The sequence below is a fragment of the Microbacterium sp. STN6 genome, assembly GCF_026410545.1.
GTDB lineage: Bacteria > Actinomycetota > Actinomycetes > Actinomycetales > Microbacteriaceae > Root112D2.
In genome coordinates this window covers 676,906-690,748 of sequence record NZ_JAPMIT010000001.1, presented here as the reverse complement: position 1 = coordinate 690,748, position 13,843 = coordinate 676,906, and the positions used below count along the sequence as shown (strand labels likewise).

The following is a 13,843-nucleotide window of genomic DNA, read 5'->3' as shown; positions in this document are numbered from 1 at the left end:
GGCGTAGGCTGCCAGGTTGAGCGGCGCCACTCGCGCGCGCCACTTGCTCGCGCCACTCACTGGCGCCCACTCGCTCGCTCACTCGCACAGGAGGCTCCCTCGTCGATGACATCGATCTCGGTTGTGGTCCCGGCGCGTAACGACGCCGTCATGCTCGAGCGATGCCTCGCAGACCTGCAGGCGGGACTCCGCCTGCCCGACGAGATCGTCGTGGTCGACAACGGCAGTACGGATGCGACGGCCGCCGTCGCACGCGCGGCCGGCGCCCGCGTGGTGGTGGAGCCGACCGTCGGGATCTGGCCCGCGGCATCCGCTGGTTATGACGCCGCAAGCGGGCAGCTCATCGCCCGGCTCGACGCGGACTCGCGGCCGGGCGTCGACTGGCTGCTGCGCATCGAGGCCGCGTTCGCGGACGCGCCGGACATCGACCTGCTGACCGGGCCTGGTGACTTCTACGACGGCAACGCCCTGGTGCGGCGGCTCGGACAGACGCTGTACATCGGCGGCTACTTCTGGGCGATGACCATCTGGCTCGGCCATGCGCCCGTCTTCGGCTCGAACTTCGCGATGCGCCGCGACGTGTGGCGGCGCGTGCGCGGCAGCGTGCATCGCGAGCTGCGCGAGATCCACGACGATCTCGACCTGAGCCTGCATCTCGAGCCCGGCCAGGTGGTGCGCTACGACGACGGACTTCGCGTGGGCATCTCGGCCCGCCCGTTCAGCTCATGGACCGGCCTCGGGCGCCGGCTCAGCTGGGCGTATGCGACTCTGCGCATGCACCTGCCGGAAGAGGCCCCATGGCGCCGGCGCGTGCGCTACGGCTGACGATGGGCCGGCAGTCCACCCTCCGCCTCCTCGAAGAGAGCGAGCATGTCGGCGGCGAGCTGGTGCGGCGCCGTCTCACAGGGGCTGTGCCCGGTGCGGTACACCGCGAGTCTCGCGCCGATTTGCCGGGCGAAACGCGAGTGCAGCGAGATCGGCCACAGGTCGCGCATGCCCACAGCGACCAGCAGAGGGATGCCGGTTTCGACGAGCCGATCGCGAACATCCGGTGTTCTCATCATGAGGCCGACCATGTCGTCGACGCTCGAGCGACGGGTGCGGGCGAACCGCGAGCGCACGAACCGCAGGCGTCCCGGCGGCACCCGGTTCTTGTTCGTGACGATGCCCCAGATCAGGAGCGAGGCGCCAACGCGCGGTGACAGGAATGGGGCAAGCCACCCGATCCAGCGGATTCGGCGAAACGCCTGGCCCGTCAGCGGCGGCGCTGTCAGCAGGGTGAGGCTGCGCACGAGTTCGGGATGCGCGACCGTGACGAGCTGGGCGATGATGCCGGCAAAGGAGTATCCGAGCAGATGCGCGGGCGGCCCTGAGGCGAGGAACGCCTCGAGGTCTGCCGTGAAGAGGTCGGCGTCGTAGCGGCCGCCGTCGGCGGGCGCGGCATCCGCTGATTCGTACTGACCTGCGAGGTCGAACGCCTGCACGTAAAAGCCGGCTCTCTCGAGAAGAGGCGCGAGCAGCAGGAAGTCCTCCTTCGACCCGGTCGCGCCGGGCACGAGCACCACGCGGGGGTTCGCCTCGTCGCCGAGGCTGAACGCCGCGAGGGCGCCGCTGGGCGCCACGAACCGGAGCCGCCTGGCGCCGTCGGGCAGTCTGCTCCAGTCGACATCGCCGATACGGGCGTCGCGCGCGGCGGCCTCGGCCTGCGCACTCGACAGCGAACGTTCGTGGGTGGACACGTCATCACGCTAGCGCGAGCGCGTGGCGGCGGGCGGGCGAACGGCGGCATGCCCGATAGCCTGAGAGGGTGAGATTCGCCCATCTCGGCACTGAAGCCGAGCACCGACCACGATTGGCCGTCATCGAAGACGGCCGCGCTCTCTTCGTCGATGAGGCTCTCGACGACGCGCCGCGCGACCTGCAGGAGCTGCTCGAGGGAGGGCGTGATCAGCTCGAGCGGGTGCAATCGGCCGTTCAACGGGCGAGGGATGCCGGTGCCGCATGCCCGCCCGTCGAGACGCTGCGTCACGCATCCGCTGTTCTGCGCCCGCCGCAGATCATCGCGATCGGCGCCAACTATGCGGCGCATTCGGACGAGTTGAAGCTGCGCGTGGAGAAAGCCGCGACGGTGTTCTCGCTGTGGCCCAACTCGCTCACCGGGCACGAGGGCACCACCTCGTGGCCCGCCGACCTCTCGGACCAGGTGGACTATGAGGCCGAACTCGGTGTGATCATCGGCCGGCCCGCCCGCGACGTCTCGGTTCGTGACGCGCTCGACTACGTCTTCGGCTACACCGTCGTCAACGACATCACAGCGCGCAACCTGCAGTTCTCCGAGGCGCAGTGGAGTCGCTGCAAGTCGTTCGACGGGTTCACCCCGACCGGCCCGGTGGTCGTCACCGCCGACGAGCTGCGTGACCCGCAGGACCTGTGGCTGACCACCAACCTCGACGGGCGCATTCTGCAGGACTCGTCGACGGCCGACATGGTGCGCTCGGTCGCCGAGCTCATCGCGCTGCTCTCGGAGTCGGTCACGCTGCAGCCCGGCACCCTGATCTCGACAGGAAGCCCGGGCGGAGCCGGCTACTCGCGCAAGCCGCCCGTCTTCCTCAAGGACCGCTCGACGGTCACCGTCACGATCGGCGGAATCGGCTCACTCACGACGCACTGCCGGGTGATCTGAGCTCCGAGCGGTGCGCACCGTCACCCGGTGGCGGAGTTCACTGGGTGCGTGGGTTCAGTCGGTGCGTGGGTTCACTCGGTGCGTGGGTTCACTCGGTGTCGGAGTGCAGCTGAGGCTCACTGACCTCGACCGGATGCACGGCGATCGGTACGGCGGTCGTGATGGCCTCGAGCCCGCTCAACCGGGCCGGCGAGAGCTGGCGCATGACGTCGTCCCGGCTCATGAGCCCGGCCTCGACCACGAGGTCGGCCACGTTGCGATGCGTGAGCAGCGCCGTCTTGGCGAGGGCTGCGGCGGCGGCGTAGCCGATGAACGGCGTGAGCGCGGTGATGACACCGACCGACGAGCCGACCATGGCGTCGAGGCGCTCCTCGTTCGCGGTGATGCCGTCGACGCAGTTGACCCGCAGCGTGTGGAAGGCCTGCGTCATCCACGCGAGAGACTGCAGCAGTGAGTGCGCGATGACGGGCTCGAACGCGTTGAGCTGCAGCTGCCCGCCCTCCGCCGCCATGGTCACCGTGACATCAGCCCCGGCGACCGAGAACGCGACCTGGTTGACGACCTCGGGGATCACGGGGTTCACCTTGCCGGGCATGATCGACGAGCCGGCCTGCATCGGCGGCAGGTTGATCTCGCTGAGCCCGGCCTGCGGGCCGGATGAGAGCAGGCGCAGGTCGTTGCAGATCTTAGAGAGCTTGATGGCGCTGCGCTTGAGCGCCGCGCTGAACGACATGAACGCGCCGGCATCGCTCGTGGACTCGATAAGGTCGGGCGCCGTCTCGAGGTCGAGACCCGTGATCTCTCGCAGGTGCTCGCACGCGGCGGCGGCGTAACCGGGGTCGGCGGTGATGCCCGTGCCGATGGCAGTGGCACCGAGGTTGATCTCGGCGAGCAGCCACGTGGTCTCGCGCAGCCGTTCGTAGTCCTCGCCGAGGGTCGTGGCGAAGCCGTGGAACTCCTGCCCGAGCGTCATGGGCACGGCATCCTGCAGCTGGGTGCGACCGACCTTCAGGATGTGGCTGAACTCCTTGCCCTTGCGCGCGAAGGCGTCACGGAGCGGAAGGAGCTCGTCCAGCATCCGCTTCAGGGAGAAGGTGAGAGCGATCTTCAAGGCCGTGGGGTAGGTGTCGTTGGTGCTCTGGCTGCGGTTGACGTCGTCGATGGGATGGATGAGGTGGTATTCGCCCTTGTTTTGCCCCGCGAGCTCAAGGGACCGGTTCGCGATGACCTCGTTCGCGTTCATGTTCGTCGAGGTGCCCGCGCCGCCCTGAATCACGCCGACCACGAACTGCTCGTGCAGCGCGCCGTCGATGATCTCCTGGCACGCACGGTCGATGAGATCGGCCTTCTCTGCCTCGAGCGTGCCGAGCTGCCGATTCGCCCGCGCCGCAGCCTGCTTGACGCAGGCGAACGCGACGACCAGATCGGGGTAGACCGAGATGGGCCGCTTCGCGATGCGGAAGTTTTCGAGCGCTCTCGAGGTGTGAACACCCCAATATGCCTCGAGCGGAATCTCTCGTGCCCCAAGGGAATCGGTTTCGGTTCTCGTCGCGCCCTCTGGCCGAGGTTCCGGCGTGTTCTGGGTGTTCGGCGGTGTGGTGGGTGTGTTCACGTATGGCTCCGTCGCCTCGTCGTTCTGCTTGTGGCTGATGACCCTTCGACTCTATCGCGACGGGCGCGGCCAGCCCATCAGGCGGCGCGCGGCCAGCCCATGAGGCGGCGCACGATCAGCCCATCAGGCGGCGCACGATGCCCTTCTTGCGCTCGGTGAACGGCGGGTAGACCAGCCCCATGGTGTCCGGCGCGAGCGGCTTCGTGAGCACGGCCTTGCGGTGGCTGAACGTGTCGATCGAATGCTCCCCGTGGTATGCGCCCATTCCGCTCTCGCCCACGCCGCCGAAGGGCAGGCCCGCGACGGCCAGGTGGGCGGCGGGAACGCCGAATCCGATCGCCCCTGAGCTTGTCTGGGTGAGGAAGCGTCGCCGGGCCGCGGCGGACGAGGTGAAGACATAGAGCGCGAGCGGCTTGTCGCCCGCCCTGATGACGCGGATGGCCTCGTCGAGCCCGGAGACCGTGATAATAGGCAGGATCGGCCCGAAGATCTCCTGCTGCATGATGGGCGCATCGGCGCCGACGCCGGAGAGCACCGTGGGCGCGATGTAGCGCTCGTCGCGGTCGTGCGCGCCGCCGACCACGACCGATCCGTCACCGAGCAGCGGCTGCAGCCTGTCGAACTGGCGCTCGTTGATGATGCGGCCGTAGTCTGCGCTCGTGCGCGGGTCGTCGCCGTAGAAGCGGTGCACGGCATCCGCGAGCAGGGGCTCGAGTCTGGCGGCCACGTCGGGGGTGGCCAGCAGGTAGTCCGGCGCGACGCACGTCTGCCCGGCGTTCATGAACTTGCCCCAGGCGATGCGGTCGGCCGCCTGGGCGAGATCGACGGTGTCGTCGACGTAGACGGGCGACTTGCCGCCGAGTTCGAGCGTGACCGGCGTGAGGTTATTGGCCGCGGCCGCCATGACGATGCGGCCGACGGCACCGTTGCCCGTGTAGAAGATGTGGTCGAAGCGCTGGGCGAGCAGCTCGGTTGTCTCGGGGATCGCGCCCTCGATCACGACGTACGCGCGCCGGTCGAGGTACTGGGGGATGAGCCGAGCCAGGGCAGCGGATGTCGCGGGTGCCAGCTCGCTCGGCTTCAGCACGGCGGCGTCGCCCGCCGCGATGGCCCCGACGAGCGGGGCGAGCAGCAGCTGCACGGGGTAGTTCCAAGGGGCGATGATGAGCGTGACGCCGAGCGGCTCGCGCACGATCGACGCGCGGGCGGGCATGACCACGGCGGGCACGCCGACACGCTGCGGCTTCAGCCAGGAACGCAGGTGGCGCAGTGTGTGCCGAATCTCCCCCGTGACGATGCTGACCTCGGAGATCTGCGCCTCTGTTGCGCTCTTGCCGAGATCCTGATGCAGGGCGTCGGCCAGGTCGTTGCCCCGCTCGGTCAGCATGGCGCGCAGCGCCTTCAGCTGTGCCACGCGGAACCGGTACGGCTTGGTGACGCCGCGATCGAAGGTCTCGCGGAGCGCGGCGACGGTGCCGGCGATCTCGGGCTCGCTCATGCCCCCAAGCCTAGCCGGGTGGCCATGAGCGAGCCGGAGTCACCAGCGGCGCCTACCGCCTGCCTCAGAGGAACGCGAACGGCAGCAGCGCGAGACCAACGGCGGCGGCGATGACAATCGCGATCGCGAAGCCGAGGAGCATGACGGAGTTGAGCACGATGCCCCAGATCGCCATGGCGCGGCCCGCCGGCTCCCGCTTGAGCGCCATGATGCCGGTCACGATGCCGGCGATGGGCGCGAAGAACGTCCAGCCGGCGACGATGGAGACGATGCCGAGCACCAGGCTCGTGATGCTGAGCGGCCTGCTTGCCTCGGCCTGCCCCTGCGCCGGGTAGGACGGGGCCGGGTGTGACGGATAGGCGGTGTGCGTCGTGCTTGACATGATGACCTCTCGTGAGTCTGTCTCAGCGCCCACCTCGAGCGCTGTAGCCAGTCAAGCGGCCAAGGGTGCACCGCGACATCCGGCTATCCCCCGGTTTCGTGCCGGGGTTAACCCTGAGAGATTCCCGAAGCGGATGCGTCCGCCGCGGCCGGTGGCCGTGGCGGACGACATCCGTGGTCGACGCTAGTGCCCGATCAGCGTCTCGATCGGCCCCCGCGCGAAGTAGATGAGGAAGCCGGCGGCGACCACCCACAGCAGCGGGCTGATCTCGCGAGCCTTGCCCGCGAACGAGCGCAGCAGCACCCAGCTGATGAAGCCCGCGCCGATGCCGTTGGAGATGGAGTACGTGAGCGGCATCACCACGATGGTCAGGAACACCGGCAGCGTCACCGAGAAGGCGCTGAAGTCGATGCCCTTGATCTGCGTCATCATCATGGCCCCCACGATCACGAGAGCCGCCGCGGCCACCTCGCTCGGCACGATCTGCGTGAGCGGGGTGAAGAACATGGCCGCGATGAAGAGCAGCCCGGTGATCACGTTGGCGAAACCGGTTCTCGCGCCCTCGCCGATGCCGGCGCCCGACTCGATGAAGACGGTGTTCGATGAACCGGATGTCGCGCCGCCGACCACCGCGCCGACGCCCTCGACGATCAGCGCCGACTTCAGGCGCGGGAAGTCACCGTGCTCGTCGGCGAGGCCCGCCTCTTTGGAGAGGCCGGTCATCGTGCCCATGGCGTCGAAGAAGTTCGTGAAGACAAGCGTGAAGACGAGCATGATGGCGGCGAGGGCGCCGATGCGACCGAAGCTGCCGAAGCTCATCTGGCCGACGAGGCCGAGGTCGGGCACGCTCACGATCTGCTGCGGCAGGGCCGGCACCGAGAGGTTCCAGCCGAGCGGGTTCTTGCCGCCCGCAGACGCGCCGACGTGGAAGACGAGCTCGGCGATGACGGCGATGATGGTCGACGCCACGATGCCGATGAGCAGCGCGCCCCGCACGCGGCGGGCCACGAGGATGCCGGTGATCACGAGTGAGACGACGAAGACGGCCGTGGGGATGGAGGCGACGGAGCCGCCGATGCCGAGACCGATGGGCGGCGAACCGAGGCCCGTGGAACGAACGAAGCCAGCGTCGACCAGGCCGATGAATGCGATGAAGAGGCCGATGCCGACCGTGATCGCGAGCTTCAGCTGCATGGGTACGGCCGTGAAGATGAGGCGGCGCAGCCCCGTGGCCGACAGCAGCACGATGACGAGGCCGTTGATGACGACGAGGCCCATTGCCTCGGGCCACGTCACGTCTCCCACCACGCTCACGGCGAGGAAGGAGTTGATGCCGAGGCCCGCCGCGAACGCGAACGGCAGGCGCGCGACCACGCCGAAGAGAATGGTCATGACGCCGGCCGTGAGACCGGTCACGGCCGCGACCTGGGCGAACTCGAGGGTGTGACCCGCGACATCCTTCGACCCGCTCAGGATGATGGGGTTCAGGATCACGATGTACGCCATCGTCACGAACGTGACGAGACCGCCGCGAACCTCCGCCCCCCAGGTCGAGCCGCGCTTGGTGATCTCGAAGAAGTCGTCGAGACGGGCGCGGAATCCGGCACGGGTGGTGGTTTCGCTCATGCGTGTGCTCCAGAAGAGGGAGGGGGAATCGTGTCGCTGCGCTAAGCATATGGCCTCGGGCCGCTACGATCGCGGGTGGCCGGGGCGAGCGCGCCCCATCACCCACTTTTCGAAGGAATGAGGTCGCATGGCGCTGCCCTGGAAGCTGCATGGAGACGGCAAGACGGTCGCCGCGCGAGAGATCGTCGCACCGGATGAGCGCCTGACCTGGCCACGCATGATCGGTCTCGGCGCCCAGCACGTCGTCGCCATGTTCGGCGCCACGTTCCTCGTGCCGCTCATCACGCACTTCCCGCCGAGCACCACGCTGCTCTTCTCGGGCATCGGCACGCTGCTCTTCCTCCTCATCACCCGCAACCGGCTTCCGAGCTACCTGGGCAGCTCGTTCGCGTTCATTGCGCCCATCACGGCCGCGACCGCTGCGCACAGCATGGGCAGCGCCCTGTTCGGCATTGTTGCGGTGGGGCTGCTGCTCGCGATCATCGGGGCGGTGGTTCAGCTCACCGGCATCCGCTGGATTGAACTGCTCATGCCTCCCGTGGTCGCCGGCGCCATCGTGGCCCTCATCGGGTTCAACCTGGCGCCCGCCGCGTGGGGCAATTTCAAGCAGGCGCCGCTCACCGCCGCAATCACCCTGGCCGCCGTGATTCTGTGCACGGTGCTGTTCCGGGGACTGCTCGGTCGCATGTCGATCTTCATCGGGGTGGTGATCGGCTACATCGCTGCGGTGCTGCTCGGCGAGGTGGACTTCAGCGCGATCGCCGCCGCGCCATGGGTGGGGCTGCCCGACTTCTCGATGCCGACGAATCCGCTGAGCGATGCGGCCGCGACCTGGGGCGTGCTGCCGTCGTTCCTGCCGATCGTGCTCGCACTGGTGGCAGAGAACGTGGGGCACGTGCGCGGCGTCGCCCAGCTGACCACGCCCGACGTGAACAAGATGACCGGTCGTGCCCTGCTGGCTGACGGCATCTCGACCATGATCGCGGGCATGGGCGGCGGCTCGGGCACCACGACGTACGGCGAGAACATCGGCGTCATGGCGGCCACGCGCATCTACTCGACGGCGGCGTACTGGGTGGCGGGCATCGTGGCGATCCTCCTGGGGCTCTCGCCGAAGATCGGCGCCGTCATCAACACCATTCCGGCGGGCGTGCTCGGCGGCGTGACGACGGCACTCTACGGGCTCATCGGCGTCATCGGCATCAAGATCTGGCTCGACAACCGGGTGGACTTCTCGAAGCCGAAGAACCAGTTCACGGCCGCCGTGGCGCTCATCATCGGCGTGGCCGATTACACGTTCACGGCGGGGCAGGTGACGATCGGCGGCATCGCACTCGGAGCGATCGCGGCGATCGTCGTGTACCACGTGATGAACGCGATTGCGCGGTGGCGCGGGACCGAGTGACGGCAGGGAGCGCACCCAAAACGGTTCGGGGAAAATCGCGGGTTCTCCGCGGGAGAACCCCACATTCGGCCCGACTCGATGGTCTCGCCGGCAATGAGCTGACCGCTGAGCGCGGAGGCGGCTAGTGGAAGCCCGGGATGATCAGCCACACCCCGAACAGCACGAGCGCCGCACAGAGCACGAAGCACAGCCGGGCGACGGCGAGCGCCAAGCGCTTCTGTGCGCGGGAGAGAGGGCTGCGCTTGCGCGCCTTGCGCACGCGCTTCGCCTCGCGCTCTGCCTCCTCGGGCGTGACCACCGTGATGGCGTCGGTGAACTCGGCCGGCTCGACGTGGGGCGGCCGGCCGGCGGTTGAGAGCAGGCGGAGCCCGAACGCGTAGAGCGCGACGACGAGGCTTGCACCGACGATCGAGGCGAAGGCGACGCTGAAGAACGAGATCCAGTCGATCATGCGTTGCCCTTCTTGCCCTTCACCTGCGTGTACTTCTTGCCCTTGCCGCCCTTGCCCTTGTTCTTTCCGCCCTTCTTCGTCTTGCCCTTGCCCTTTTTCTTGGGCTTCTTCTTGCCGGGGCCGGCGGCGACCTCCGACTTCTTGGGGCGCTTCGGACGCTTGGGCTTGACCTTGCGAATCTTGACCACCCGACTGCTCTTGGCGACGTCGCTGACGCCCTTCGCGATGGCGGTGGGCTTCATCTGAGCGGCACCGGCGCGCTGCCTGCCGGAGACCACGAAGATCGTGACGATGAGGGCGACGGCGATCGCGACGTCGATGACGACGCCGACCGTGCCGAGCACGGCGACGAGCGCGGCGACGGCGCCGACGATGGCGGCGGCGGGCAGGGTCAGAAGCCAGCCGAGCGCGATGCGCCGCGCGGTCTTCCATCGCACGCGAGAGCCGCGCCGCCCGAGACCCGAGCCGATGACCGAGCCTGATGCGACCTGCGTGGTGGAGAGCGCGAAGCCGAGGTGCGAGGAGGCGAGAATCGCGGCGCCTGTGCTCACCTCAGAGGCGAAGCCCTGTGCCGGCTTGACCTCAGTGAGTCCCTTGCCGAGCGTGTCGATGATGCGCCAGCCACCCGTGTACGTTCCTGCGGCGATCGCGAGCGCACACGCGGCGATGACCCACCACTCGATGGGCGCGGACTGCGACTGGTACCCGCCGGCGATGAGCGCCAGTGTGATGACGCCCATGGTCTTCTGCGCGTCGTTCGTGCCGTGGCTGAGCGCGACGAGCGACGACGAGAAGATCTGGCCGTACCGGAACCCCGCTCGCCCATCCGGCAGCCCGTCGTAACGTCTCGTGATGACGTACGCCAGCTTGGTGGCGGTGAACGCGACCAAGCCAGCGATCACCGGCGCCAGCAAGGCGGGCAGCACGACCTTGTCGAGCAGCACCCAGTAGTTGACCGAGGCGAATCCCGCACCCACGATCGCGGCGCCGATGAGCCCGCCGAACAGGGCGTGGCTCGAACTCGACGGCAGCCCGAACAGCCACGTGATCATGTTCCACGCGATCGCACCGACGAGCCCGGCCAGGATGATCTGGGTCGGCACCCCGCTGCCCGGCCCCTCGGCGGTCAGAATGCCACCGGAGACCGTCTTCGCGACCTCCGTTGACAGGAACGCGCCGACGAGGTTGAGAATGGCCGCGACCGTGACCGCGACCTTCGGCTTCATGGCACCGGTGGCGATCGGCGTCGCCATCGCGTTCGCCGTGTCGTGGAAGCCGTTGGTGAAGTCGAAGAAGAGTGCCAGCACGACGACCAGCACAACGATCAGAAGGGTGTGATCCACCAGCGTCTTTCTCGTGATCGAAAGGCCAGCTCGGGAGCAGTCGCGCCGGGCTGTCTCGTTGACGTGTGGCGCAGTGCGCGGCCACGAACGATACTCACACGCTACCGGTTCGAGGTCAACTCACAAGCGGTCCATTGCGGTGACGCGGATGACGGCCTCGCCCCGCTCGGCCGACGCGCCGAGGTCGACCTCGGCGCTGATACCCCAGTCGTGGTCGCCCGCAGGGTCGGCGAGGATCTGCCGCACGCGCCAGGTGCCGCCGGGGGCGGTGCCGCCGGCGGCACCGGAACGCGAGGCGCCCTCGTCGATGGTGAGCATGCGCGGGCTGCGCGCATCCTGATCGGTGCCGATCGTCTCGTGCTCGGCGTAATAGGCGTCGAGGGCGCGACCCCACGCGTCGGCGCCGAAGCCTGCCTCTGCATCGAGGGCACCGAGGTCGTCGGCGCGGTCGAGCGCGGCCAGCTGCACCCGCCGGAACAGCTCATTGCGTACGAGCACCATGAACGCCCGCCGATTGGTGGTGATGTCGTGCGGCGCCGGCGGCACCACCTCGCGCGTCCCGGCGGCGTGCCGCACCGCGTCGGGGTGGGTGAGTTCCTCCCACTCGTCGAGCAGGCTTGAGTCGACCTGCCGCACGAGCTCGCCGAGCCACTCGATGAGGCCGAGCAGCTCCTCGTTCTTGGCGGCGTCGGGGATGGTCTGCCTCGCCGCGCGATACGCGTCGGAAAGGTAGCGCAGCACGACGCCCTCCGAGCGGGCCAGCGAATAGAACGCCGCGTACTCGCCGAAGCTCATGGCGCGCTCGTACATGTCGCGCACCACCGACTTGGGCCGCACCTCGAAGTCGCGCACCCACGGCTGCGAGCTCGCGTAGGTCTCGAACGACTGCTCCAGCAGCTCGTGGAGCGGCTTCGGGTACGTCACCTGCTCGAGCAACTCCATGCGCGCCTCGTACTCGATGCCCTCGGCCTTCATGGCGGCGACCGCCTCGCCACGCGCCGCGTGCTCCTGCGCCGACAGCACCGGCCTCGGGTCGTCGAGGGTCGACTCCACGATCGAGATCATGTCGAGCGCGTAGCTGCCCGTGCCGATGGCGTCCGGGTCGTCGGGGTCGAGCAGCTCGAAGCTGGCGAGCGCGAACGGCGAAAGCGGCTGGTTGAGCGCGAAGTTCGGCTGCAGGTCGAGCATGAGACGGATGCTGCCACCCACGTTCTCGACGACGCCCGCTGCCAGCAGCGTGCGGTAGATGCCCAGTGCACGGCGGGCCAGCGCCAGCTGCCGCTTCCACGGCTCGTGGTTGTCGAACACCAGGTCGTGCATGTGCCGGTACGCGTCGCCGCCGCGCGCGATGACGTTGATCATCATGGCGCTCGTGATCTGCATGTGCGACGTGAGCTTCTCGGGTTCGGCCTCGATGAGCCTGCGGAACGACGGCTCGCCCCACGAGACGAACCCCTCCGGCGCCTTCTTGCGGATGATCTTGCGCTTTTTCTTCGGGTCGTCGCCGGCCTTCTCGATGGCCTTGAGGTTTTCGGTCTCGTGCTCGGGGGCCTGCGCGACGACGCCGCCGGCCGTGTCGAAGCCGGCGCGCCCGGCGCGACCCGCTATCTGGTGGAACTCACGCGCGTTCAGCTGGCGCATCCGCGTGCCGTCGAACTTGGTGAGAGCGGTCAGCAGCACCGTGCGAATGGGCACGTTGATGCCGACACCGAGCGTGTCGGTGCCGCAGATGACCCGCAGCAGGCCGCGCTGGGCGAGCTGCTCGACGAGCCTGCGGTACTTCGGCAGCATGCCGGCGTGGTGCACCCCGATGCCGAGCCGCAACAGGCGCGAGAGCGTCTTGCCGAAGCCCGTGGAGAAGCGGAACGGCCCGATCAGCTCGGCGATCTCGTCGCGCCGCGCGCGGTCGGCGACCTTCGCGCTCGCCAGCGCCTGGGCCCGCTCGAGAGCAGCCGCCTGGGAGAAGTGCACGATGTAGACGGGCGCCTGGCCGCCCGCGAGCAGCTCGTCGACCGTCTCGTGCACGGGCGTCGTCGCGTATGAGTAGTGCAGCGGCACGGGTCGCTCGACACCGGTCACGCATGCCGTCTCGCGGCCCGTGCGGCGGGTGAGATCCTCGGCGAGCGCCGATACGTCGCCGAGCGTTGCCGACATGAGCACGAACTGCACCTTCGGCAGCGTGAGCAGCGGCACCTGCCACGCCCAGCCGCGGTCGGGGTCGGCGTAGAAGTGGAACTCGTCCATGACGACCTGGCCGACGGGGGTCTCGGCGCCGTGCCTCAGCGCGAGGTTCGCGAGGATCTCTGCGGTGCAGCAGATGATGGGCGCGTCGGCGTTCACCGCAGAGTCGCCCGTCATCATGCCCACGCGCTCGGCCCCGAAGGTCTCGACGAGCGCGAAGAACTTCTCACTGACAAGCGCCTTGATCGGCGCCGTATAGAACGAGCGGATGCCGCGGGCCAGCGCCGTGAAGTGCGCGCCCACGGCCACCAGCGACTTGCCGGTGCCGGTCGGCGTGCTGAGGATCACGTTCGAACCCGAGACCACCTCGATGAGCGCCTCCTCCTGCGCGGGATAGAGGCTCAGCCCGCCGTCCTCGGCCCAGCCGGCAAAGGCCTCGAAGGCGGCGTCAGCGTCGAAGGGGTCGGGCAGCAGGTCGATGAGGGGCATTGAGTCGATCATGCCGCACGGGGGCGCGCTGGCAGCATCCGCTGGGCCAGTTCCCGTCCCCGCCATGCACTTGCGCAGGAGAAATCGGGCGACACACCAGTGAGTGGCCCTGGGGTGACGGCGTGTCGCCCGATTTCTCCTGCTGAACGACACGCGGCCAGGCATGGATTGCG

The 13,843-nt window shown here is 68.6% G+C and carries 11 protein-coding genes; 3 read left to right on the top strand and 8 right to left on the bottom strand.

Translation table 11 applies throughout. The annotated features are described in order from the left end of the window. Window positions 1-105 precede the first annotated feature (105 nt). Window positions 106-825, top strand: a complete 720-nt coding sequence (locus OSC27_RS03115) for a glycosyltransferase family 2 protein (protein WP_267179947.1) — start codon at window positions 106-108, stop codon at window positions 823-825. Here OSC27_RS03115 and OSC27_RS03110 read toward each other — a convergent pair. Further along, the gene (locus OSC27_RS03110; RefSeq protein ID WP_267179946.1) at window positions 816-1,739 is read right to left on the bottom strand and encodes an alpha/beta fold hydrolase; all 924 of its coding nucleotides are present in this window, start codon (window positions 1,737-1,739) and stop codon (window positions 816-818) included. The two genes, OSC27_RS03115 and OSC27_RS03110, sit on opposite strands and share 10 nt — an antisense overlap. A 68-nt stretch (window positions 1,740-1,807) precedes the next feature. Here OSC27_RS03110 and OSC27_RS03105 point away from each other — a divergent pair, with 68 nt between their 5' ends. After that, window positions 1,808-2,683, top strand: coding sequence for a fumarylacetoacetate hydrolase family protein (locus tag OSC27_RS03105; protein ID WP_267179945.1), 876 nt, complete (start codon window positions 1,808-1,810; stop codon window positions 2,681-2,683). 88 nt (window positions 2,684-2,771) lie between these two features. Here OSC27_RS03105 and OSC27_RS03100 read toward each other — a convergent pair whose 3' ends face one another. The 4 genes from OSC27_RS03100 to OSC27_RS03085 form a co-directional block, all read right to left on the bottom strand. Then, the gene (locus tag OSC27_RS03100) at window positions 2,772-4,295 is read right to left on the bottom strand and encodes an aspartate ammonia-lyase (protein WP_267179944.1); all 1,524 of its coding nucleotides are present in this window, start codon (window positions 4,293-4,295) and stop codon (window positions 2,772-2,774) included. A 115-nt stretch (window positions 4,296-4,410) separates the two neighbouring features. Then, window positions 4,411-5,793, bottom strand: a complete 1,383-nt coding sequence (locus OSC27_RS03095) for an aldehyde dehydrogenase family protein (protein WP_267179943.1) — start codon at window positions 5,791-5,793, stop codon at window positions 4,411-4,413. A 64-nt stretch (window positions 5,794-5,857) separates the two neighbouring features. After that, window positions 5,858-6,175 (bottom strand): DUF4190 domain-containing protein, encoded by a 318-nt coding sequence (locus OSC27_RS03090; protein WP_267179942.1) that lies wholly within the window; start codon window positions 6,173-6,175, stop codon window positions 5,858-5,860. Window positions 6,176-6,358: 183 nt separating this feature from the next. After that, on the bottom strand, window positions 6,359-7,801 hold the full coding sequence (locus OSC27_RS03085) for an NCS2 family permease (RefSeq protein ID WP_267179941.1): 1,443 nt from the start codon (window positions 7,799-7,801) through the stop codon (window positions 6,359-6,361). Between the two features lie 127 nt (window positions 7,802-7,928). Here OSC27_RS03085 and OSC27_RS03080 point away from each other — a divergent pair, with 127 nt between their 5' ends. Beyond that, entirely contained in the window at window positions 7,929-9,206 is a 1,278-nt protein-coding gene (locus OSC27_RS03080) for a uracil-xanthine permease family protein (RefSeq protein WP_267179940.1), read from the top strand. A 121-nt stretch (window positions 9,207-9,327) separates the two neighbouring features. On the opposite strand, the gene OSC27_RS03075 is transcribed toward OSC27_RS03080, so the two are convergent. The 3 genes from OSC27_RS03075 to OSC27_RS03065 all read right to left on the bottom strand — a co-directional run bounded on the left by OSC27_RS03075 (window position 9,328) and on the right by OSC27_RS03065 (window position 13,670). Continuing rightward, window positions 9,328-9,657 (bottom strand): peptidase, encoded by a 330-nt coding sequence (locus tag OSC27_RS03075; protein WP_267179939.1) that lies wholly within the window; start codon window positions 9,655-9,657, stop codon window positions 9,328-9,330. Continuing rightward, complete coding sequence (locus OSC27_RS03070) at window positions 9,654-11,000, bottom strand: inorganic phosphate transporter (protein ID WP_267179938.1); 1,347 nt, start codon at window positions 10,998-11,000, stop codon at window positions 9,654-9,656. The genes OSC27_RS03075 and OSC27_RS03070 overlap by 4 nt, the downstream gene beginning before the upstream one ends. 120 nt (window positions 11,001-11,120) lie before the next feature. Beyond that, complete coding sequence (locus OSC27_RS03065; protein WP_267179937.1) at window positions 11,121-13,670, bottom strand: DEAD/DEAH box helicase; 2,550 nt, start codon at window positions 13,668-13,670, stop codon at window positions 11,121-11,123. Between the last annotated feature and the right edge of the window lie 173 nt (window positions 13,671-13,843).

What these genes read in the sequence shown, in the direction of transcription:
- OSC27_RS03115 (WP_267179947.1), top strand. Translation starts at nt 106, where the DNA reads ATGACATCGATCTCGGTTGTGGTCCCGGCGCGTAACGACGCCGTCATG.
- OSC27_RS03095 (WP_267179943.1), bottom strand. Translation starts at nt 5,793, where the DNA reads ATGAGCGAGCCCGAGATCGCCGGCACCGTCGCCGCGCTCCGCGAGACC.
- OSC27_RS03090 (WP_267179942.1), bottom strand. Translation starts at nt 6,175, where the DNA reads ATGTCAAGCACGACGCACACCGCCTATCCGTCACACCCGGCCCCGTCC.
- OSC27_RS03085 (WP_267179941.1), bottom strand. Translation starts at nt 7,801, where the DNA reads ATGAGCGAAACCACCACCCGTGCCGGATTCCGCGCCCGTCTCGACGAC.
- OSC27_RS03080 (WP_267179940.1), top strand. Translation starts at nt 7,929, where the DNA reads ATGGCGCTGCCCTGGAAGCTGCATGGAGACGGCAAGACGGTCGCCGCG.
- OSC27_RS03075 (WP_267179939.1), bottom strand. Translation starts at nt 9,657, where the DNA reads ATGATCGACTGGATCTCGTTCTTCAGCGTCGCCTTCGCCTCGATCGTC.
- OSC27_RS03065 (WP_267179937.1), bottom strand. Translation starts at nt 13,670, where the DNA reads ATGCCCCTCATCGACCTGCTGCCCGACCCCTTCGACGCTGACGCCGCC.